Annotated in this window: 14 protein-coding genes; 12 read left to right on the forward strand and 2 right to left on the reverse strand. The window is 57.3% G+C overall.

Going from position 1 to position 19,100, the window contains the following annotated elements; genetic code table 11:
- Positions 1–13: 13 nt before the first annotated feature.
- From infB to H0484_RS09365, 8 genes are all read left to right on the forward strand, one after another.
- Positions 14–2,869, forward strand: coding sequence for a translation initiation factor IF-2 (gene infB, locus H0484_RS09330; RefSeq protein ID WP_226954302.1), 2,856 nt, complete (start codon positions 14–16; stop codon positions 2,867–2,869).
- Between the two features lie 3 nt (positions 2,870–2,872).
- The gene (gene rbfA, locus H0484_RS09335; protein ID WP_226954303.1) at positions 2,873–3,286 is read left to right on the forward strand and encodes a 30S ribosome-binding factor RbfA; all 414 of its coding nucleotides are present in this window, start codon (positions 2,873–2,875) and stop codon (positions 3,284–3,286) included.
- Between the two features lie 48 nt (positions 3,287–3,334).
- Positions 3,335–4,090 (forward strand): tRNA pseudouridine(55) synthase TruB, encoded by a 756-nt coding sequence (gene truB, locus H0484_RS09340; RefSeq protein ID WP_226954304.1) that lies wholly within the window; start codon positions 3,335–3,337, stop codon positions 4,088–4,090.
- Positions 4,087–5,907, forward strand: coding sequence for a translational GTPase TypA (typA, locus tag H0484_RS09345; protein ID WP_226954305.1), 1,821 nt, complete (start codon positions 4,087–4,089; stop codon positions 5,905–5,907). Before truB ends, typA begins: the two co-directional genes overlap by 4 nt.
- 208 nt (positions 5,908–6,115) lie before the next feature.
- Positions 6,116–7,480, forward strand: a complete 1,365-nt coding sequence (locus H0484_RS09350) for an NAD(P)-binding domain-containing protein (protein ID WP_226954306.1) — start codon at positions 6,116–6,118, stop codon at positions 7,478–7,480.
- Positions 7,481–7,649: 169 nt separating this feature from the next.
- Entirely contained in the window at positions 7,650–8,591 is a 942-nt protein-coding gene (locus tag H0484_RS09355; RefSeq protein ID WP_226954307.1) for a DMT family transporter, read from the forward strand.
- 208 nt (positions 8,592–8,799) lie between these two features.
- A complete protein-coding gene (locus tag H0484_RS09360; RefSeq protein ID WP_226954308.1) occupies positions 8,800–9,588 on the forward strand; it encodes an SDR family oxidoreductase in 789 nt (262 codons plus the stop codon).
- Positions 9,589–9,654: 66 nt separating this feature from the next.
- Positions 9,655–11,190, forward strand: a complete 1,536-nt coding sequence (locus H0484_RS09365; RefSeq protein WP_226954309.1) for a flavin-containing monooxygenase — start codon at positions 9,655–9,657, stop codon at positions 11,188–11,190.
- Here the strand turns inward: H0484_RS09365 and H0484_RS09370 are convergent.
- The gene (locus H0484_RS09370; RefSeq protein ID WP_226954310.1) at positions 11,187–12,200 is read right to left on the reverse strand and encodes an AraC family transcriptional regulator; all 1,014 of its coding nucleotides are present in this window, start codon (positions 12,198–12,200) and stop codon (positions 11,187–11,189) included. The two genes, H0484_RS09365 and H0484_RS09370, sit on opposite strands and share 4 nt — an antisense overlap.
- Positions 12,201–12,415: 215 nt before the next feature.
- Here H0484_RS09370 and H0484_RS09375 point away from each other — a divergent pair, with 215 nt between their 5' ends.
- Complete coding sequence (locus H0484_RS09375) at positions 12,416–13,192, forward strand: cyclase family protein (protein WP_226954311.1); 777 nt, start codon at positions 12,416–12,418, stop codon at positions 13,190–13,192.
- 30 nt (positions 13,193–13,222) lie between these two features.
- On the forward strand, positions 13,223–14,815 hold the full coding sequence (locus H0484_RS09380; RefSeq protein WP_226954312.1) for a phytoene desaturase family protein: 1,593 nt from the start codon (positions 13,223–13,225) through the stop codon (positions 14,813–14,815).
- Positions 14,816–14,818: 3 nt separating this feature from the next.
- On the opposite strand, the gene H0484_RS09385 is transcribed toward H0484_RS09380, so the two are convergent.
- Positions 14,819–15,493: an LOG family protein gene (locus H0484_RS09385; RefSeq protein WP_226954313.1), complete on the reverse strand. Its 675-nt coding sequence runs from the start codon at positions 15,491–15,493 to the stop codon at positions 14,819–14,821.
- Between H0484_RS09385 and polA the strand changes: the two genes are divergently transcribed.
- Both polA and H0484_RS09395 read left to right on the forward strand, forming a co-directional pair.
- Positions 15,492–18,212, forward strand: a complete 2,721-nt coding sequence (gene polA / locus H0484_RS09390; RefSeq protein ID WP_226954314.1) for a DNA polymerase I — start codon at positions 15,492–15,494, stop codon at positions 18,210–18,212. The genes H0484_RS09385 and polA overlap by 2 nt on opposite strands.
- An 81-nt stretch (positions 18,213–18,293) precedes the next feature.
- The gene (locus tag H0484_RS09395) at positions 18,294–19,079 is read left to right on the forward strand and encodes a dienelactone hydrolase family protein (RefSeq protein ID WP_226954315.1); all 786 of its coding nucleotides are present in this window, start codon (positions 18,294–18,296) and stop codon (positions 19,077–19,079) included.
- The last annotated feature ends 21 nt before the right edge of the window (positions 19,080–19,100 follow it).

Raw genomic sequence — 19,100 nt, forward strand, 5'->3', positions numbered from 1 at the left:
AAGAGAGAGTCGAATGTCGAGTAACACCGTCGCCCAGTTCGCTGAAGAGCTGAAAATGCCTGCCAAGGTGCTGCTGGAACAGCTGCGCGAAGCAGGTGTTGAGATCAGGTCGGTCGACGACCGTGTCACCGACGCTGACAAGGCGAGGCTGCTCGAATCCTTGCGCGCCAATCGTGGCTCGGAAGGCAAGAAAATCACCTTGACGCGTCGCCAGACCTCCGAAATCCGCCAAGAAGACGGGTCGGGGAGGTCGCGTACCATTCAGGTCGAAGTCCGTAAAAAGCGCGTGTTCGTCAAGCGCGATCCAGCCGAGTTGCTGGCCGAGGCCAAAGCTGCCGAAGAAGCTGCTCAGCAAGCGGATGCCGATCTCGAGCATGCGGCTGCCGAAGCTCAAGTCGATGACGTTCAAGACGCTCCCGTCATCGAGGCTCCCGCTGTCGCAGAGCCCGCTCCGGTAGAGCCTGTCGCGCCCGAACCCGCCGAGCAGCCAGTGCCTGTCGCTCAAGAAGAAGCCCCTGTGCCCGAAGTGCCTGTGGTTGAAGCCCAGCCAGAGCCTGTCGTTCAAGAGGCTGCTCCCGAGGCGCAAGCCGAGGTCGAGCCAGTTCAAGCCGAAGCAACGCCCGTGCAGCAAGAGGCCGAGGCGCCAGCCCCAGCTGAAGCCCCCGCTCCTGCCGCGCCTGTTGTCGATCCAGCCGAAATCCAAGCCCAAGAACGCGAGCGCGAGAAAGCGCGTAAAGCAGCCGAGGCCGAAGCCGCCGCTTTGCGTGCGATGTTGAATCGCCCCGGTAAGGTGCTTAAGGCCAGCAGCCCCGAAAAGGCGGCGGCTAAAACAACAGGTACTTTACGCAAGCCAGCCGGCAAGCCCGAAGCAGCCAAGAAAGACGCTGGCAAAACCGCTAGCCCAGCCGTCGAAGTCAAGAAGGTCGTCAAGGGCAGCGATAACCCCGGCGCCTGGACAGAAGATGGGCCACGCAAAAAACCTGCTGCTGGAAAAGGCGGCGCTGACACGGCACGCTCAGACGGCTGGAAAGCCGGCGGCAAGGCGGGTCGAGGTGGTTCGCGCGGTGGCCGTGGCAAGAATCAGCCCGATCGTCGTGAACCTCAGGTCACAGAGTTTATTGCGCGTGAAATCCACGTGCCAGAAACCATCACGGTGGCAGATCTGGCCCACAAAATGTCGGTCAAGGCTGCCGAAGTCATCAAGGTGTTGATGAAGCTTGGTCAAATGGTCACCATCAACCAGGTGCTCGATCAAGAAACCGCCATGATCGTGGTCGAAGAGTTGGGCCACACTGCCATCGCGGCTAAGTTGGACGACCCCGAGGCTTTCCTGGAAAGCGAAGACGCAGCCCAAGCAGAGGCGCTGCCTCGTGCCCCTGTGGTTACTGTCATGGGCCACGTCGACCACGGCAAGACCTCTTTGCTGGATTACATTCGCCGTGCGAAGGTCGCATCGGGCGAAGCAGGCGGTATTACGCAGCATATTGGTGCATACAGCGTCAAAACCGAACGTGGCATGGTCACATTCCTTGATACCCCCGGCCACGAGGCGTTTACCGCCATGCGTGCACGGGGCACCAAGGCTACCGACGTGGTCATTCTGGTGGTGGCATCCGACGACGGTGTCATGCCGCAAACGCGTGAGGCCATTCACCATGCCAAGGCGGCTGGTGTGCCTATGGTCGTTGCCATCAACAAGATAGACAAGCCCGACGCCAATCCCGAGCGCGTCAAGCAAGAGTTGGTCGTCGAAGAGGTCGTGCCCGAAGAATACGGCGGTGATGTGCCTTTCGTACCCGTTTCGGCCAAGACCGGCCAGGGTATAGACGATCTGCTCGAGAACGTGTTGCTGCAAGCCGAAATCCTTGAATTGACGGCAGCGGTCGAAGCGCCGGCCAAGGGCCTGGTGATTGAAGCTCGCCTCGATAAAGGGCGGGGTCCGGTTGCGACAGTGTTGGTACAAAGTGGCACACTCAAACGCGGCGATGCTATCTTGGCAGGTGCCAGCTATGGTCGGGTGCGAGCCATGCTCAACGAGAACGGTAAGCCCGTCTCCGAGGCTGGTCCTTCCATCCCCGTTGAAATTCAGGGTCTCACCGAAGTGCCTGCAGCAGGTGACGAAGTGATTGCCATGCAGGACGAACGCAAGGCACGTGAAATCGCCTTGTTCCGTCAAGGCAAGTTCCGCGACGTCAAGCTGGCACGTCAGCAAGCAGCCAAACTCGAGTCCATGTTCGACAACCTGGGCGAAGGCGTGCAAACCTTGTCGCTCATCGTCAAGACTGATGTGCAGGGTTCGCAAGAGGCCTTGGTGCAGTCGCTGCTTAAGCTTTCCACCGATGAAGTCCGGGTGCAAGTGGTGCATGCGGCAGTGGGCGGCGTGTCCGAAAGCGACGTCAACTTGGCGATTGCTTCCAACGCGGTCATCATTGCCTTTAACGTGCGTGCCGACCAAAGCGCCAAGAAGCTGGCCGAAGGCAACGATATCGACCTGCGCTACTACAACATCATTTACGATGCCATCGACGATGTGCGTAGTGCGATGTCGGGCATGTTGGCCCCCGAGAAGCGCGAGGAAGTCATCGGTATGGTCGACATACGCGAAGTCTTCACGGTGTCGCGTATCGGCAATATTGCAGGGTGTATGGTTACCGATGGTATCGTACGTCGCGATGCGCAGGTGCGTTTGCTGCGCAACCACGTTGTACAATGGACGGGCTCGATCGACTCGCTGCGTCGCTTCAAAGACGACGTCAAGGAAGTCAAATCCGGTTTCGATTGCGGCATTACCCTCAAGGGCAACAACGATATCCAAGTGGGCGACCAACTCGAAGTCTTCGAAGTTCGCGAAATCGCCCGTACGCTATAAATTATGGCTCGTCACAAAACCAGGCCGGCCAGCGGGCGTAACACCCGCTTGGCTGACCAGATTCAAAAAGACCTTGCCCAGCTCATCCAGCGAGAGCTGGATGTCGCGCGCGTAGGTCTGGTAACGCTGACTGGGCTTGAGCTGTCGGCTGATTACGCCCACGCCAAGGTGTATTTCACAGTGCTGGGCGCCGAACCAGAGGCCGCCGCCGCTGCGCTCAACGAGAAAGCCGGTTGGCTGCACTCACTGTTGTTCAAGATGCTGCACATACATACTGTGCCCACCTTGCGTTTCTTTTTCGACGAACAGTTAGCCCGCGGGCTAGAGTTGTCGCAACTGATAGATCAGGCGAATCAGCCTGTGGTCTACGACGCGGCACGGCCCGCCGAACCCGAGGACCCCGACGACCGTGCTTAAGCACGGCTGTCGTTGTGGCTTCCACTTTTTTCCAGAAGAGACTTTACGATGGCTTCCCGACGCGGGCAGGTGCTCGATGGCGTGCTGTTGCTGGACAAACCCGAAGGGCTGTCCAGCAATCACGCCTTACAGCGCGCCAAGCGTGCGCTAGATGCTCGCAAGGCGGGTCATACCGGTACATTGGATCCCTTTGCGACGGGTTTGCTCGTATGCTGTTTGGGGCGTGCGACCAAGATTGCAGGGCTGATGCTAGAGGCCGATAAGGTGTACGAGGCAACGCTGGCCTGGGGAACGGAAACAGATTCCGGAGACCTGACCGGTGAAGTGACAGCGCGCGCCTCTGAAGATTTTTCAGGTATTACGGCTCAGCAGCTGGAAGCCGTGTTGCCTGCATTTAGGGGTGAAATCGAGCAGATTCCACCCATGTATTCGGCGCTCAAACGAGATGGGCGCCCGTTGTATGAGTACGCCCGCCAAGGTATAGAGCTGGAACGTCCGGCGCGGCGCGTGACGCTGTATGAAGTTGAACCGCTGGCTGTTGAACCTATGCAAGCCCGCTTGCGGGTGCATTGCAGCAAAGGGACTTATATTCGCACGCTTGCCCAAGATATTGGGCGCAGCCTGGGGTGCAGGGCGCACCTGACGGCATTGCGACGTACTCGCGTAGGCCCTTTTGACCTGGCAGATGGGGTAGCTTTAGAAGCCCTTCAAGCCATGTCCAACCCCCAAACCGCATTGATCGCCATGGAAGCCTTGCCCGCCGACCTGTGGCCCCTTCCCACCAAACAAAAGGATCAAGTATGACGCGCGCATTGCGTAACGTAGCCATTATCGCCCACGTCGATCATGGCAAGACCACGATGGTTGACCAATTGTTGCGCCAAGCCGGCACGTTCCGAGACAACCAACAGGTGTCCGAGCGTGTCATGGACTCGGGCGACATCGAGAAAGAACGCGGCATTACCATTTTGTCCAAGAACTGTGCCGTCAATTACGAAGGCACCCACATCAATATCATCGACACCCCGGGTCACGCCGACTTCGGTGGCGAGGTTGAGCGCGTATTGTCCATGGTAGACGGTGTGTTGCTGTTGGTGGATGCTGTCGAAGGCCCCATGCCCCAAACGCGTTTCGTTACGCGCAAGGCTCTGGAACTTGGCTTGAAGCCTATCGTCGTGGTCAACAAGGTTGATCGCGGTGGAGCTCGCCCTGATTACGTCGTCAACGCGACTTTCGATCTGTTCGACAAGCTGGGTGCGACTGAAGAGCAGTTGGACTTCCCCGTCGTGTATGCTTCGGGCCTGGGCGGCTTTGCCGGCTTGACAGCCGACGTACGTGAAGGCGATATGCGTCCTTTGTTCGACGCCATTCTCAAGCATGTGCCCCAGCGCGACGATGACCCCAATGGCCCCTTGCAATTGCAGGTGATCTCCATTGATTACAACAGCTATGTGGGCAAGATCGGTATTGGCCGAGTGAACCGTGGCCGTATCAAGACTGGTCAGGATGTCCTGGTTAAGTTCGGCCCCGAGAGCGAGGCTTTCAAGGGTCGTATCAACCAAGTGCAGAAGTTCCAAGGTCTGGAGCGTGTGCAAGTGGCCGAGGCCGAAGCCGGCGACATCGTGCTCATCAATGGTATTGAAGACATCGGTATCGGTTGCACGCTGATGGATCCCTTGGAGCCTGAAGCTTTACCCATGCTGCGCATCGACGAGCCTACTTTGGTCATGAATTTCATGGTCAATACCTCGCCGTTGGCTGGCCGTGAAGGTAAGTTCGTTACGAGCCGCCAATTGCGTGACCGTCTCGACCTCGAGCTTAAATCCAACGTGGCTCTGCGTGTCAACCCCACCGACGACGACACCATTTTCGAAGTGCGTGGCCGCGGCGAGTTGCACCTGACCATTCTGGTCGAAAACATGCGCCGCGAAGGTTATGAGTTGGCGGTTTCCCGCCCGCGCGTGTTGTTCAAAGAGGTAGACGGTGTCAGGCACGAGCCGTTCGAGTTGTTGACCGTCGACGTTGAGGAAACCCACCAGGGCGGCGTGATGGAAGAGCTCGGTCGTCGCAAGGGCGAGCTGCAAGATATGATGCCCGATGGTCGTGGCCGCGTACGTTTGGAATATCGCATTCCCGCCCGTGGTTTGATCGGCTTCCAGAGCGAGTTCATGACTTTGACTCGCGGTACGGGTCTGATGAGCCATATTTTTGATAGCTATGGCCCCATGCTTGATGGCTCCGTAGGCGAGCGCCGTAATGGCGTGCTGATCAGCCAGGATGACGGCGCAGCAGTGGCCTATGCTTTGTGGAAGCTTCAAGATCGTGGCCGTATGTTCGTCAGCCCCGGCGACGCATTGTACGAAGGCATGATCATCGGCATTCATACGCGCGACAATGATCTGGTCGTCAACCCCATCCGCGAGAAAAAGCTGACCAACATTCGTACCACCAGCAAAGACGAGCACATCGACCTCGTCACGCCTATCAGGCTGACGCTGGAGTATGCCGTTGAGTTCATCGACGACGACGAACTGGTTGAAGTGACGCCCAAGTCCATTCGTCTGCGTAAGCGCTTCCTGCTCGAGCACGAGCGTCGCCGCGCGTCCCGCGACGCCAGCTGATCTTCATACCTTGCCCCGACCGTGTGATGCGGTCGGGCGCTGCCCGTAGCGGCATTTTTCCCTTCAAGGTATTTTTTTGCCGAGCTTCTGCTTGGCTGCTCCGCTTTATTCGGAGCCATCCTTACACGCTGCCCATCCTCGGGCAGCACAACCCATCACAAACGAGGTGTAAACCGTTAGTCAGCAACGACTTTTATAGGAGTATGTTTTGACCCAGAGTAAGAGAATCGCAATTTTGGGAGCCGGCCCCAGTGGCTTGGCGCAGCTGAGAGCCTTCGAGGCTGCACGTAAAGCAGGAGTGAAAGACCTCCCCGAAATAGTCTGCTATGAAAAGCAGAACGACATAGGCGGCATGTGGAACTACACATGGCGTACCGGGCTGGATAGAAACGGTGAGCCCGTGCATGGCAGCATGTACCGCTACTTGTGGTCTAACGGACCCAAAGAATGTCTTGAGTTTGCCGATTATTCTTTCGACAAACATTTTGGCCGACCCATACCGTCTTATCCGCCGCGAGAAGTCCTGAAAGACTACATCATGGGGCGCCTGGATAAGCGGGCCATCTTCAACTACATTCGGCTAGAGTGCCCCGCGCGTTGGATTACCTACGATGAACAAAGCGAAAAGTTCACCGTCACGGTAATGAACCACAAGAGCGGTGAGCAAGAAACCGAAGAGTTCGACTACGTGATCGTGGCGACAGGCCACTTCTCTACGCCCAATATGCCTTACTTTGAAGGCTTGGAACAGTTTCCGGGCAGGGTGCTGCACGCCCATGATTTCCGTGACGCCCTGGAGTTTCAGGGCCAGGATCTGCTGCTGGTCGGCGGGAGCTACTCTGCCGAAGACATAGGCACTCAGTGCTACAAATACGGGGCGGGTTCGGTTACCTTGAGCCATCGTGGCGAGCCTATGGGTTTCGACTGGCCGGATGGCATAGAAGAGCGACCTCTTTTGCTGCGTCTGGAAGATAATGTGGGCTACTTTGAAGACGGCAGCAGCAAGCGCTTTGATGCGGTGATCATGTGCACTGGTTACCAGTTCCATTTTCCTTTTCTGCCTGATGAGTTGCGTCTGCAAACGCATAACTGCCTGTATCCCGACAATCTTTACAAAGGCATATTTTTTCAGCCCAACCCCAAATTGATTTATTTGGGTATGCAGGATCAGTACTTCACTTTCAATATGTTCGATGCACAGGCCTGGTACGCAAGAGACGTGATTCTGGGCAGAGTGCAACTGCCGGATGACCAAGCGCGCCTTCAGGATATGCAAGTCTGGCAACAAGAGCACGAAACACTTGCCACGCCGCTGGAGTCCATAGATTTCCAGGCCAAATACATACGTGATCTGGTTTCGCGCACTGACTATCCCGATTTTCCGGTAGAGAAGCAAGCAGAGCTTTTCAAGTCTTGGCTAAAAGACAAAGACGCGAGCATCATGGAGTTTCGCAATATTTCGTATGCCTCGACTTTGACTGGCACGATGGCGGCCAAGCTGCCTAAGCCATGGTTGGAAATCAAGGACGATTCTCTGGAAGGCTTTATGGCACTCAAGTTCATCACGGATTAAGCGTCAAGCTGCTGCTCCCGGGTAAGTTGATGATGCACTTGGCCAAGGTATGTTAAGTGCGAGCACTTGGGTGCAGTAAGCCGAGCAAAACCGCGTAAGCCGATCTTGCGATCAGCTTACGCGGTTTTGTATTACGATGGCGGCTCGCCTCTATGTATGCGCCCCCTCCATGACACGCCCTCCAGAGCTTCCCCAGCACGCCCGCACCGTAGCTACCAAACAGCCCAAACTGACGTCCGTCATGGCGCTTAAGTTGGTCCTGACAGCTGTCTTTTGGGGAGGCTCTTTCATAGCAGGCAAGATCATTGCCGCGTCTTTGCCGCTTATGGCGGCGGCTTTTGGGCGTTTCTTTGTGGCGTCGATATTGTTGGTGGGGGTTGCCTATCATTCTGAAGGCGGCTTACCCCGGCTTAATCGCAAGCAGATTCTGACGACAGCGGCTTTGGGGCTGAGCGGTATTTTTCTCTACAACCTGTTTTTCTTTGGCGCATTGGCACGTATTCCGGCCGGTCGAACGGCCTTGTTCATCGCGCTGAACCCGGTCGTGACCGCGCTGGCGGCACGCCTGGTGCTGGGAGACCATTTGAACGCCAGGCAATGGCTGGGTATAGGCGTGGCCATGCTGGGTTCCGTCATCGTGATCGTAAAAGGCGATTTCGCCGGAGCCTGGCATGACCTTAGCCAGGCGTTTGGTATCGGTGAGATGTTGATCTGCCTGGCGGTGCTGAGTTGGGTGGCCTATACCCTGATATCGCGCACGGCCTTGTCCCTGTCTCCCATTGCTGCTACCACCTACGCATCGTTGTGGGGGCTGCTATTCATGGCGATTGGGGCAGCAGACGATATCTTGTCACTGGACTGGATAGGGCTGGATTGGCAGGTTTGGGTCTCCCTCTTTTATATCGGAGCGTTGGGCACGGTGGCGGCATTCATCTGGTACTACCAGGGCATCAAGGCGGTGGGGCCGGCGAGAACCGCGGTGTTCACCAATCTTGTTCCTATCTCTGCCGTGCTTCTTTCAGCGGTGTTGCTGGATGAGCCCATTCTTATCTCTATGCTGATAGGCGGAGCCTTATCCCTGATCGGTGTTTCCCTCACCAACCGGCGTTAGCGCCGCTTGTTTGTCCCTGTTTTTCCTGTTTTGCGCTAGGGATTAACCCCAGTGATGCGCTGGTGGGATACGCCCGTGCGCTGACGGGATAGTGTGGGCAGTCCTCTCTTTTCATAATCCTTCCTAACGATGCAAGTGAAGCGCATGGATGCGCGGGCGCCTCTGGCATGGGGTGGGCTTGCACCCAACAATCAGGAAGGAGACAGAGATGGAAACGATAAAAGGCAAAGTGGTGATTGTCACTGGCGCGGCAACCTTGATCGGTGCGGCGGTTGCCGAGGAATTCAAAGCGCGAGGGGCGAGCGTGGTGCTGGCTGACATCGACACAGCCGGTGGCCAAGCCGTAGCCGAGCGTTTGGGGAGCGCCGCAACTTTCATTGAAACCGACGTGACTCAGGACGTCAGCATAGAGCGCTGTGTCTCGCAGACGGTTCAGCAATATGGCGGCGTGGATTTTCTCGTCAACCTGGCATGCAGCTATGTCGATGATGGCCTGAACTCCTCAAGGGAAGACTGGCACACCACGTTGGGCGTCAATGTTGTGGGAACCGTCATGATGACGAAAGCGTGTCGGCCACACATGGTGCAGCGCGGCGGTGGCGCCATCGTCAACTTCAGTAGCATCAGTGCCAAAGTCGCCCAGACTGGGCGCTGGTTGTATCCGGTTTCCAAGGCAGCCATTGCCCAGTTGACGCGCAATATGGCGCTGGATCTGGCCGCTGACGGCATTCGTGTGAACTCGGTCTCTCCGGGCTGGACGTGGTCGCGCATCATGAATGAGCTCACGCATGGCGACCGCGCTAAAACCGACAAGGTCGCCGCGCCGTTTCATATGCTGGGGCGAGTGGGCGATCCGAAAGAAGTGGCTCAGAGCGTGGTTTTCCTGTGCTCAGCCCAGGCCTCATTCATTACCGGTGCAGATCTTCCCGTAGATGGGGGTTATAGCGCCTTGGGGCCGGAGCAAGGCGTGCCGGCCATACCGCTGTTATGTGATTAAGCAGACGGCACAGGCGAAAAGCGGCCCCAAGGCCGCACAAGAACATAATCAGACAGGAGACCACATATGAAAATCGCAATCATCGGCGCCGGTTTTGCCGGCCTGGGCACCGCCAAGGTTTTGCGCCAGTTTGGCCATGACGTCACATTGTTCGAGAAAGCACCGGATGTCGGAGGGGTATGGAGTCGCTCACGCCGCTATCCCGGCTTGCGTACCCAGAACAATAAAGGCACCTACCACTTTTCCGATTTTCCCATGCCGTCGTCTTACCCGGAATGGCCGTCGGGCGAGCAGGTACAAGCCTATCTGGCCGACTATGCACGTCACTTTCACTTGAATGAGCATGTGCGGCTGAACACCGAGGTGCTCACTGCCGAACCCGATGCCGACAAGGGCTGGGTGCTGACGCTGCGTGATGTCGTGACGGGTGAAGAGCGGGTTGAGCTCAGCGAGCATTTGATCGTGGCCAACGGCATTTTCAGCGAGCCCTTTATCCCGCCTTATGAGGGCGCGCAGGCTTATCGCGAAGCGGGCGGGGTGCTGTGTGCTACCTCTGAGTTCCACGACTTGGAGCAGGCTCGGGGTAAACACATGCTGGTGGTGGGCTACGGCAAGTCATCTTGCGATGTCGCGGCGGCGGTAGGCGAGGTGGCTGCTTCTACCAAAGTCATTGCGCGAGAGCTGTTGTGGAAGATGCCGCGCAAGATCATGAACGTACTGAACTACAAATACCTCATGCTGACGCGCATGGGTGAGGGCTTGTTTCCTTATATCGAGAACAAGGGCTTTGAGCGCTTTCTGCATGGAGCCGGCTCGGGTGTGCGAGACGGCATGATCAAGTCATTGCAGTCGGTGGCTACCAAGCAATTGCGACTCGAAAAGCTGGGCCTGGTGCCTGAAGGTACATTTGATCGTATTGCCCGCAGTACGGTCAGTTTGGCCACAGACGAACTTTACGACCAAGTAGAGCGTGGTGTGACTGAGGTGGCGCGAGAATGCGAGATCGTGCGGCTGGGCGCACACGAAGGGCGCCCCAGCGCTTGGCTGAGCGACGGTCGTATCGTGCCTGCGGATTACGTCATCTGCGGTACCGGCTTCAAGCAAGTCGTGCCGTTTTTCTCGCAGTCCTTGCAAGATAAATTGACGGACGAAAGAGGTAACTTCCAACTGTACCGCCAGATTCTTCCCTTGCATGTGGCGCGCCTGCACTTCTGCGGCTATAACTCGTCGTTCTATAGCCCACTCAGCGCCGAGGTGGCGGCTTGGTGGATAGCCTACCAGCTTATGGGCGGCATCTCGTTGCCGCCGCTGGCCGAGCGTGAGCAGCGCATACGCAAGCGTTTGCGCTGGATGGAAGCGCGTACCGAAGGCAAGCATGCAAGAGGTACCAACATCATTCCGTTTTCCATGCACAACATTGATGAAATGCTCAATGAGATGGGTATGAACGTATCCAAACTGACGCGTTTCAAGCAATGGTTGTTACCCGCCAGCGCTGCGGACTATCGCAAGGTGAACCAACGTTTGCTGGCCCGTCATGCGGCACGCCAGCCCAGGGCGGGTGCGGGTCTGGCCGGAGGCGATGTACTGAGTGGCTCTTAATGGCCCAAGGTTTGTCCAGGGGTTTCGCCGAACTGTTGCCGATAAGCCTGGCTGAAGTGCCCCAGATGGGTAAAGCCGAAATCCATGGCAACTTGTGTGACCTGGAGAACCTCGTTGGCCTCGCGCGCTTGCAGCAAACGTTCGCGTACACGCTGCAAGCGCACCAGTTTGAGATACGCCATGGGGCTGATGCCCTGATGCTCTTTGAACCCTTTGTATAAGCTGCGTGCGCTGACGGCTGTGTAGGCGGTGAGGTCTTCGATGGTGACGGCTTGATCGCAATGGGCTTGCAGATAGGCCTGCGCTTTTTGTACATGCACAGGGGCTGCAGGGCGTGCGCCGGCGTTCAAGGCCTGGCTGTAGTTGTGCGGCTGGCTGCTAAGGAGTGAGGCTATGAGCAGTTGATCGAACTGCGTAGCCAGCAAGGGAGGCAACTTGCCGCCATGCAGGGCCAAAGTCAGTGCCAAGGTATCGATTAGCTGAGCCCAACCCATGCCTGCCGGAGAGGTGAGCTCCATACCCAGCTTGAATTCGAGCGGGCGCGGCAAGGCATGGCCCAACTGTGCTCCACACATGGACTCAAGTGCGCTGCGGGTGATGCGCACCACGATCTGATCGCATTGGCTAGACCAGTGCATGCTGAGGGGCAGGGAAGGGGTCAGTACCGATGCCAGGCCGGGATGCGAAGCAATGGTTTCGTTACCGCAGCGTATATGCGCGGCGCCTTGCAAGGGCATCTGGACCAGCAGAAAGTCGCCCAAGCAGTCGGGCTCGATAAGCACATCGGCGCCATAGCGCAGACGGTTCAACGACGTGTCGGGGCCTATTGGAGCGTGGTCCATGTGAGTGTCGGGGCGTTGGCGCACGCCTTCGACACGCAGGTGATGAGGTTTGAAGACACGCGCTACCTGGTTGCGGATTTCGTCGAGATCATCCGAGTGGAACAGTGGAAATGCCGAAAGCGGACTACTGGCGTTTGAAATACGGATATCGGGTTGCGGTCGGTTCATGGCAGACTCCGTGAAACGTTACGCACCGATGCTGCCGGGCGAGTTTTTTAGTAAAAAAACTAGGGAAAACTAGAGCATCGAATATGTGTCAATTCAATTATTCAAGTTTAAACTAAGTGCATCCGGCGTCATATAGAGGGAAACCCCTCAGCGCTGCGCACCGCATGTCTGGGCCTAGATGCCAGTATGCATAATATTTCAGAAGGAGAAACCTGATGCAGTCCCCGAACACATTTGTCGATTTGTTGGCCAAAGGCAATTTCAAAGTGGTCGATCTGACTCACACTTTGTCCCCCGACTTTCCTCCGCTGCAACTGCCTCCGCAATTTGGCCAGGTCAGCTCGTTCAAGATTGAGCGTATCTCGCATTATGACGACGCCGGCCCCGCTTGGTACTGGAACAACTTCACCTGTGGTGAGCATACAGGCACCCACTTCGATGCGCCAGCCCACTGGATTTCCGGTAAAGACCACGCGGACAACACGGTAGACACCATTGATCCCGCCAATTTCATCGCCCCTGCCGTGGTGGTAGATGCCACCGAGCAAGTCAGCCAGAACGAAGACTGGGTACTGACGGTCGAGTACCTGCAACAGTGGGAAGCCCAGCACGGTCGCATCCCCGAGGGCAACTGGGTGCTGTTCCGCACGGGCTGGGCCAAGCGCCTAAGCGATCCTGCTTCCTACGTGAATATGCGCGAAGACGGCGCGCATACGCCTGGCCCTAGCGAGGAAGCCGTTGCCTGGCTCATCAAAGAGCGCAATGTGCTGGGTTTCGGCGTTGAAACCATCAACACTGACGCGGGCCAATCTTTCGGATGGTCCACGCCTTATCCTTGCCACACGCTGATGCACGGTGCCAACAAATACGGCCTTCAGTGCCTTAACAACCTTGATCAGTTGCCGCCTACAGGCACGGTCATCGTTGCCGCGCCCCTGAAAATTCAGGGCGGCTCGGGTAGCCCGCTGCGTGTGCTGGCGTTGGTACCCTGAATCCAAGTCGTTTTTCAGCTGGAGAACTAAATGAGTGTGGCTAAGACCCAGGTCGTTGTTGTCGGCAGCGGAATGAATTCGCTGGTGTGTGCGGCGTTGCTTGCCTTAAAAGGCAAAAAAGTGCGCGTGCTCGAACGCAATGACAGGCTTGGGGGGTGCATACGTACCGAAGAGCTCTTCCCAGGCTTCACTCACGAGGTTCTGTCCAGCTGGTATCCGCTATTCATGGGGGGGGCTGCCTACCCCGAACTCAAAGAGGCCTTGGCCAAGCAAGGTGTCGAGTTTCTCTCCAGCGCCTACACCACCGGGGTGGCGACTACCGATGGCCGCTGCTTGGCGCTGAAGCAGGATATCGCCGACGCAGTCGCTCGTATCGAAAAAGTAGCGCCTGGCGACGGCAAGGCTTTTGGCGCCATGGCGGCGCAACTATTCGAGAAAGACGCTGCGCTTACCTTCGGGCTGCTGGGCAACAACCCCTACGACTGGAAACTCGGCAAGCTGTTGTTTTCCGAGTGGCGTAAGCGTGGTACTGACGGCCTTATGGGCTTTGCCTCAGAGTCCCTTGAGAGCTTTCGGCGCTGGTCACAACGTACTTTGTCCTCCGACCTGACGCGCGCCATGATGGCGCCCTGGGTGCTGCATACGGGCTTGGGGCCCGATGACGCCAGCTCTGCCCTGATCGGCAAGCTCACCTTTGCCGCCGTGGTTGCAGGCGGGGCGCCTGTGGTCAAGGGGGGCGGTAGCCAACTGGTTGCGGCGCTTGTGCGCATTATCGAAGCGCATGGGGGCGAGGTGCTGACCAATGTCGATGTGCAACAAATTACCCTTACGGGCGGTCGCGCTACCGGTGTGATCGCAAACGGTGTGGCCTATGGTGCCAGCGAAGCGGTGGTCTGCAATGTAACGCCGCCCCAGTTGTACGGCAGGCTGTTACCGCAAGCGCCCGAAAATGTACGCACCAAAGCCCAGAGTTATGCTTTCGGTCGGGGCTGCATGCAAATTCATTTTGCCCTGAATGGCATGGCGCCTTGGCGTGATCCCGAAATGTTGCAGGTGCCATTGGTCCATTTGGCCGACAGCCTGGAAGGCGTCAGCATGTCGGTGGCCGAGGCCAACAATGGCTTGCTGCCACGTGCGCCCTCGGTGGCCATAGGCCAGCCGGTAGCGGCTGACCCCAGCCGCGCACCGCAGGGCAAGTGGATTTTATGGCTGCAGCTACAAGACATGCCTTCCAGGCTAAAAGGGGATGCCGCCGGAGAAATCAGCGTACCCGAAGACGGGCGCTGGAACGAAACGGTGCGCGAAGCCATGGCCGATCGCGTTCAGGCGCGAGTCGAGAAAGTGCTGCCAGGGCTTTCCGAGCTCATCATAGGTCGCCGTGCTTATTCGCCGGGCGACCTCGAAGCCTTGAACTGCAATCTGGTGGGAGGGGACCCTTATTCGGGTATCTGCTCGCCTGATCAGTTCTTCTGGATGCGCCCCTTTGCGGGTTCAGATGGTGCCCGAGCTCATCGCACGCCATACAAAAACCTGTACCACATTGGTGCATCCACGCACCCCGGCCCTGGCTTGGGCGGGGGCTCGGGCTACTTGGTGGCACAAACCTTGTTGAAAAAACGTTGATACTTATTCGGGCATGCTTGCTTCGGGGCACAGTTGACTGCTGTGCTCTCGGCAAAATGCCTGAATGTGGCGCAGCGCTTCTTCAGGTTCGTCGGTCACGATGATTCTATCGAGATCTTCTTCGACAATCAGCTGCCGGCTGAGTAAGTTGTCGCGCATCCATACCAGCAGGCCCTTCCAGAAGTCGGTGCCCATCAAGATAACCGGAGCAGGCGGTACTTTGCGGGTCTGTAGCAGCGTCAGGACCTCGAACAACTCATCTAAGGTGCCCATGCCGCCCGGAAGCGCGACGTAAGCAGCGCTGTGCATGAAGAACGTAGCCTTGCGAGAAAAGAAATACTCGAAGGCCAGGCGATGCGTCTGGTATGGGTTGCCGTCGCTTTCGTGGGCAAGTTTGATGTTCAAGCCTATGCTTACGCCGCCTGCTTCGTAGGCACCCCTGTTGGCGGCTTCCATGATGCCTGGCCCACCCCCCGCTATCAAAGGTAGGCTTGCGCCGGCCAGCTGACGCCCGAGTTCGGTGGCCATGCTGTAATAGGGGGAGTCAGGCGCTATGCGTGCACTGCCAAAAACGGCAACGCACCAGCCCACGCTTTGCAGCATGTCGGCGGCGTCCTGCATTTCTGACATAATCTGGGGAATTTGCTGCGCGGCGCTTGAACGCACGATCTCATCCATGAAAAAAACCTTGTTGCTTGTTGATGGTTCCAGCTACCTGTATAGGGCCTATCATGCCTTGCCCGACCTGCGTAATGCGCGCGGCGAGCCTACCGGAGCCTTGTATGGTGTCACGTCGATGTTACGGAGGCTGGTGCAAGATTACAAGGCGGACTATGCTGCCTGCGTATTTGATGCCAAGGGTGGAACCTTCCGCGACGATATCTATCCCGAATATAAATCGCATCGTCCGCCCATGCCCGAAGACCTGGCTGCCCAGATCGAGCCCATACATACCATGGTCGAAGCGTTGGGCTGGCCCGTTTTGACGGTTTCGGGCGTCGAGGCCGACGACATCATTGGTACGCTGGCTCAGCGCGCTTCAAATCTGGGTGTTCAAACCATTATCTCCACCGGCGACAAAGATATCGCTCAACTGGTCAACGAGCATGTCAGCCTGGTCAACACCATGAGCGGCGAGAAGCAAGACATTGCCGGGGTGGTTGCCAAGTATGGTGTGCGGCCTGACCAGATCATCGATTATCTGATGCTGATGGGAGATAGCGTCGACAACATACCGGGTGTGGCCAAGGTAGGCCCGAAAACGGCTGCCAAATGGCTGGCGTCTTACGACACCTTGGATAATCTTGTCGCACATGCTGATGAGATCAAAGGGGTAGCGGGTAAAAATTTACGCGAGGCCATCCCCAGCTTCGAGATGACGCGCAAGCTCGTGACCATACGCTGTGACTGTGAAATTCCGTTCATCGGTGCCGGGCTGGACGAGCTTGTCCCGCGTGAGCCCAACGCCACCCAGCTGCTGTATCTGTACGAAAACTACGGCTTTCGTACTTGGCTGCGCGAGATTACCGGCGATGCACAGCGCATCCCCGAGCAAGACGCCCGGGTCACCACAGAAGCGCCGCCCGCCCCGGTTGAAACCCACTATGAAACCGTGCAAACGCGCGCCGCGCTGGATACCTGGCTAAAGAGCATCGAAGGCGCTGATTTGGTGGCGCTTGATACCGAGACCACCTCACTGGACCCTATGCAGGCCCGCCTGGTGGGGCTGTCTTTGGCCGTCGAGCCAGGGCATGCATGCTATATACCCTTGCGCCATCGCGGACCCGACGCGCCCGAGCAACTGCCTTTTGACGAGGTGATGCAGGTGTTGCGCCCCTGGCTCGAAGACGCCAAGGCACGCAAGCTTCTGCACAACGCCAAGTACGATGCTCATGTGTTCCTTAATGAAGACATTGTGTTGCGCGGTATTGCCGAAGACACCATGTTGCAGGCCTATGTGCTTGAGTCGCACAAGCGGGTGAACCTTAACGAGCTGTCGCAGCGTTGGCTGGGGCGTAGTGGGGTTGAATACGAGGCCTTATGTGGCAAGGGGGCCAAGCAAATCGGTTTTGACGAAGTTGATTTGTCGCAGGCGGCCTACTATGCCAGCGAGGATGCCGATCTGACGCTGCAGCTGCATCGTGAATTACGACCCAAAGTGGCTGCCTCCGAAGGGCTGGAACGTATTTATCAGCTGGAAGTACAGGTTTCTGAGGTGCTGACCACCATCGAGCGCAATGGTGTGCGTATCGATGCCAAGGTTCTGCAAGCACAAAGCCACGAGCTGGGCTTGACCATGCAGGCACTTGAGGCCAAGGCACACGAGTTGGCGGGCCAGCCATTCAATCTTAATTCCCCCAAGCAGCTGGGTGAAATACTGTTCGAGCGCATGCAGTTGCCTGTAGTGAGAAAGACGGCGGGTGGGGCGCCCTCCACTGACGAAGATGTTTTGACCAAGCTTGCACAAGATTATCCCTTGCCACAAGTCTTGCTCGAATACCGGGCTTTGGCCAAGCTTAAATCCACCTACACCGATAAGCTGCCACGTATGGTCAACGAGCGTACAGGCAGAGTCCACACACGCTATGCTCAGGCTGCCGTCATCACGGGGCGCTTGGCATCGTCCGACCCCAATCTGCAGAATATTCCTGTGCGTACCGCAGAAGGGCGGCGGGTCAGGGCGGCTTTCATTGCGCCAGAAGGCAAGATACTGTCGGCTGACTATTCTCAAATCGAGTTGCGGGTGATGGCGCACGTGTCTGGCGACGCTAATTTGCAAGGGGCTTTTGCCCGTGGCGAAGATATTCACCGTGCCACGGCCTCCGAAGTGTTTTCCACGCCTTTGTCCGAGGTCACGTCCGAACAGCGCCGCGCCGCCAAGGCGATCAATTTCGGGCTTATCTACGGCATGGGTGAGTTCGGCCTGGCTTCCAATCTGGGTATCACGCGTGATGCGGCCCGCTCTTACATTGATCGCTATTTCATGCGCTATCCGGGCGTGGCTAGCTATATGGAGCGCATCAAGGCGCAGGCGCGTGATCAAGGTTTTGTTGAAACCGTGTTTGGCAGGCGTTTGTGGCTTCCTGATTTGCAGGGCGGCAAGAAGGGGCCACGCCAAGCCGCAGCCGAAAGAGCTGCCATCAACGCCCCTATGCAAGGGACTGCCGCTGACCTGATCAAGATGGCGATGGTGGCCGTGCAACGTTGGCTAGAGGCACAGAACATGAGTGCGCGCTTGGTCATGCAGGTGCACGACGAACTCGTGCTCGAAGCACCGACAGACGAAGTAGACCTGATCAAACGTGAACTACCGGCTTTGATGTGCCAGGTGGCGTCTTTGGACGTGCCTTTGGTCGCCGAGGTGGGCGTGGGCGACAACTGGGAGCAGGCTCATTAGCCGTAGCGCCGTATTGGCTGGCCAAGTGTGCGCTTTGCACATTTTTAGCGATTTTATTGACTGATTTCTCAAGGAAGCACTATGGGTTTTTCATCAATCACGGGGCAGGCTGGGACGACCATTCATACCAGCGCCGAAGGCCTGATCCAGGGGCGTGTGCAGATTCCGACTTTCGACGGAGAAGTCGACGCTTATCACGCCGTGCAAAAAGACAGGCAGGGCGCGCCGGTGATCCTGGTGGTGCAAGAAATTTTCGGTTTGCATGAGCATATTCAGGACGTGTGTCGTCGTTTGGCTCATGCCGGTTACTTTGCAATTGCGGTCGAGCATTACCAGCGGCAAGGCGATCCCAATGCGTATCCCGACGTGCCGACGCTGATCAGCCAATTGGTAAGCAAGGTGCCCGATGAGCAAGTGCTCGCCGATTTGGATGCCGCTGCCGAATGGGCGGGACGGAACGGTGGGGACGCCTCTCGTTTGGGGGTAACGGGTTACTGCTGGGGCGGGCGCATAACTTGGTTATATGCTGCGCATAATCCCGCTTGTAAAGCAGGTGTGGCCTGGTATGGCAAACTGGTGAGTGGCCACGGTGCTATCCAGAAGTACCAACCCATAGATATTGCCGGTAAGCTGCACGCGCCCGTACTAGGCTTGTACGGGGGGCAAGATAACAGTATTCCTATGGCGGATGTCGAACGCATGCAGGGCGAACTCGCTCAAGGTAATGCCGCCTCTCAGGCCAGCCAGATTATTGTGTATCCCCAAGCAGGGCATGCCTTCTACGCCGACTACCGTCCCAGCTATCGTGAGTACGATGCGCAAGAGGGCTGGAGCCGGATGCACGATTGGTTTGCGCGATACCTGTAAGTAAGATTCAAGCAAAAAAGC

Source organism: Mesopusillimonas faecipullorum, assembly GCF_020539505.1.
GTDB lineage: Bacteria > Pseudomonadota > Gammaproteobacteria > Burkholderiales > Burkholderiaceae_B > Mesopusillimonas > Mesopusillimonas faecipullorum.

Coding starts and splice junctions, on each gene's coding strand:
- H0484_RS09365 (WP_226954309.1), top strand. CDS start 9,655: ATGAAAATCGCAATCATCGGCGCCGGTTTTGCCGGCCTGGGCACCGCC.
- polA (WP_226954314.1), top strand. CDS start 15,492: ATGAAAAAAACCTTGTTGCTTGTTGATGGTTCCAGCTACCTGTATAGG.
- rbfA (WP_226954303.1), top strand. CDS start 2,873: ATGGCTCGTCACAAAACCAGGCCGGCCAGCGGGCGTAACACCCGCTTG.
- H0484_RS09355 (WP_226954307.1), top strand. CDS start 7,650: ATGACACGCCCTCCAGAGCTTCCCCAGCACGCCCGCACCGTAGCTACC.
- H0484_RS09360 (WP_226954308.1), top strand. CDS start 8,800: ATGGAAACGATAAAAGGCAAAGTGGTGATTGTCACTGGCGCGGCAACC.
- H0484_RS09370 (WP_226954310.1), bottom strand. CDS start 12,200: ATGAACCGACCGCAACCCGATATCCGTATTTCAAACGCCAGTAGTCCG.
- typA (WP_226954305.1), top strand. CDS start 4,087: ATGACGCGCGCATTGCGTAACGTAGCCATTATCGCCCACGTCGATCAT.
- H0484_RS09395 (WP_226954315.1), top strand. CDS start 18,294: ATGGGTTTTTCATCAATCACGGGGCAGGCTGGGACGACCATTCATACC.
- truB (WP_226954304.1), top strand. CDS start 3,335: ATGGCTTCCCGACGCGGGCAGGTGCTCGATGGCGTGCTGTTGCTGGAC.
- H0484_RS09385 (WP_226954313.1), bottom strand. CDS start 15,493: ATGGATGAGATCGTGCGTTCAAGCGCCGCGCAGCAAATTCCCCAGATT.
- H0484_RS09375 (WP_226954311.1), top strand. CDS start 12,416: ATGCAGTCCCCGAACACATTTGTCGATTTGTTGGCCAAAGGCAATTTC.
- infB (WP_226954302.1), top strand. CDS start 14: ATGTCGAGTAACACCGTCGCCCAGTTCGCTGAAGAGCTGAAAATGCCT.
- H0484_RS09380 (WP_226954312.1), top strand. CDS start 13,223: ATGAGTGTGGCTAAGACCCAGGTCGTTGTTGTCGGCAGCGGAATGAAT.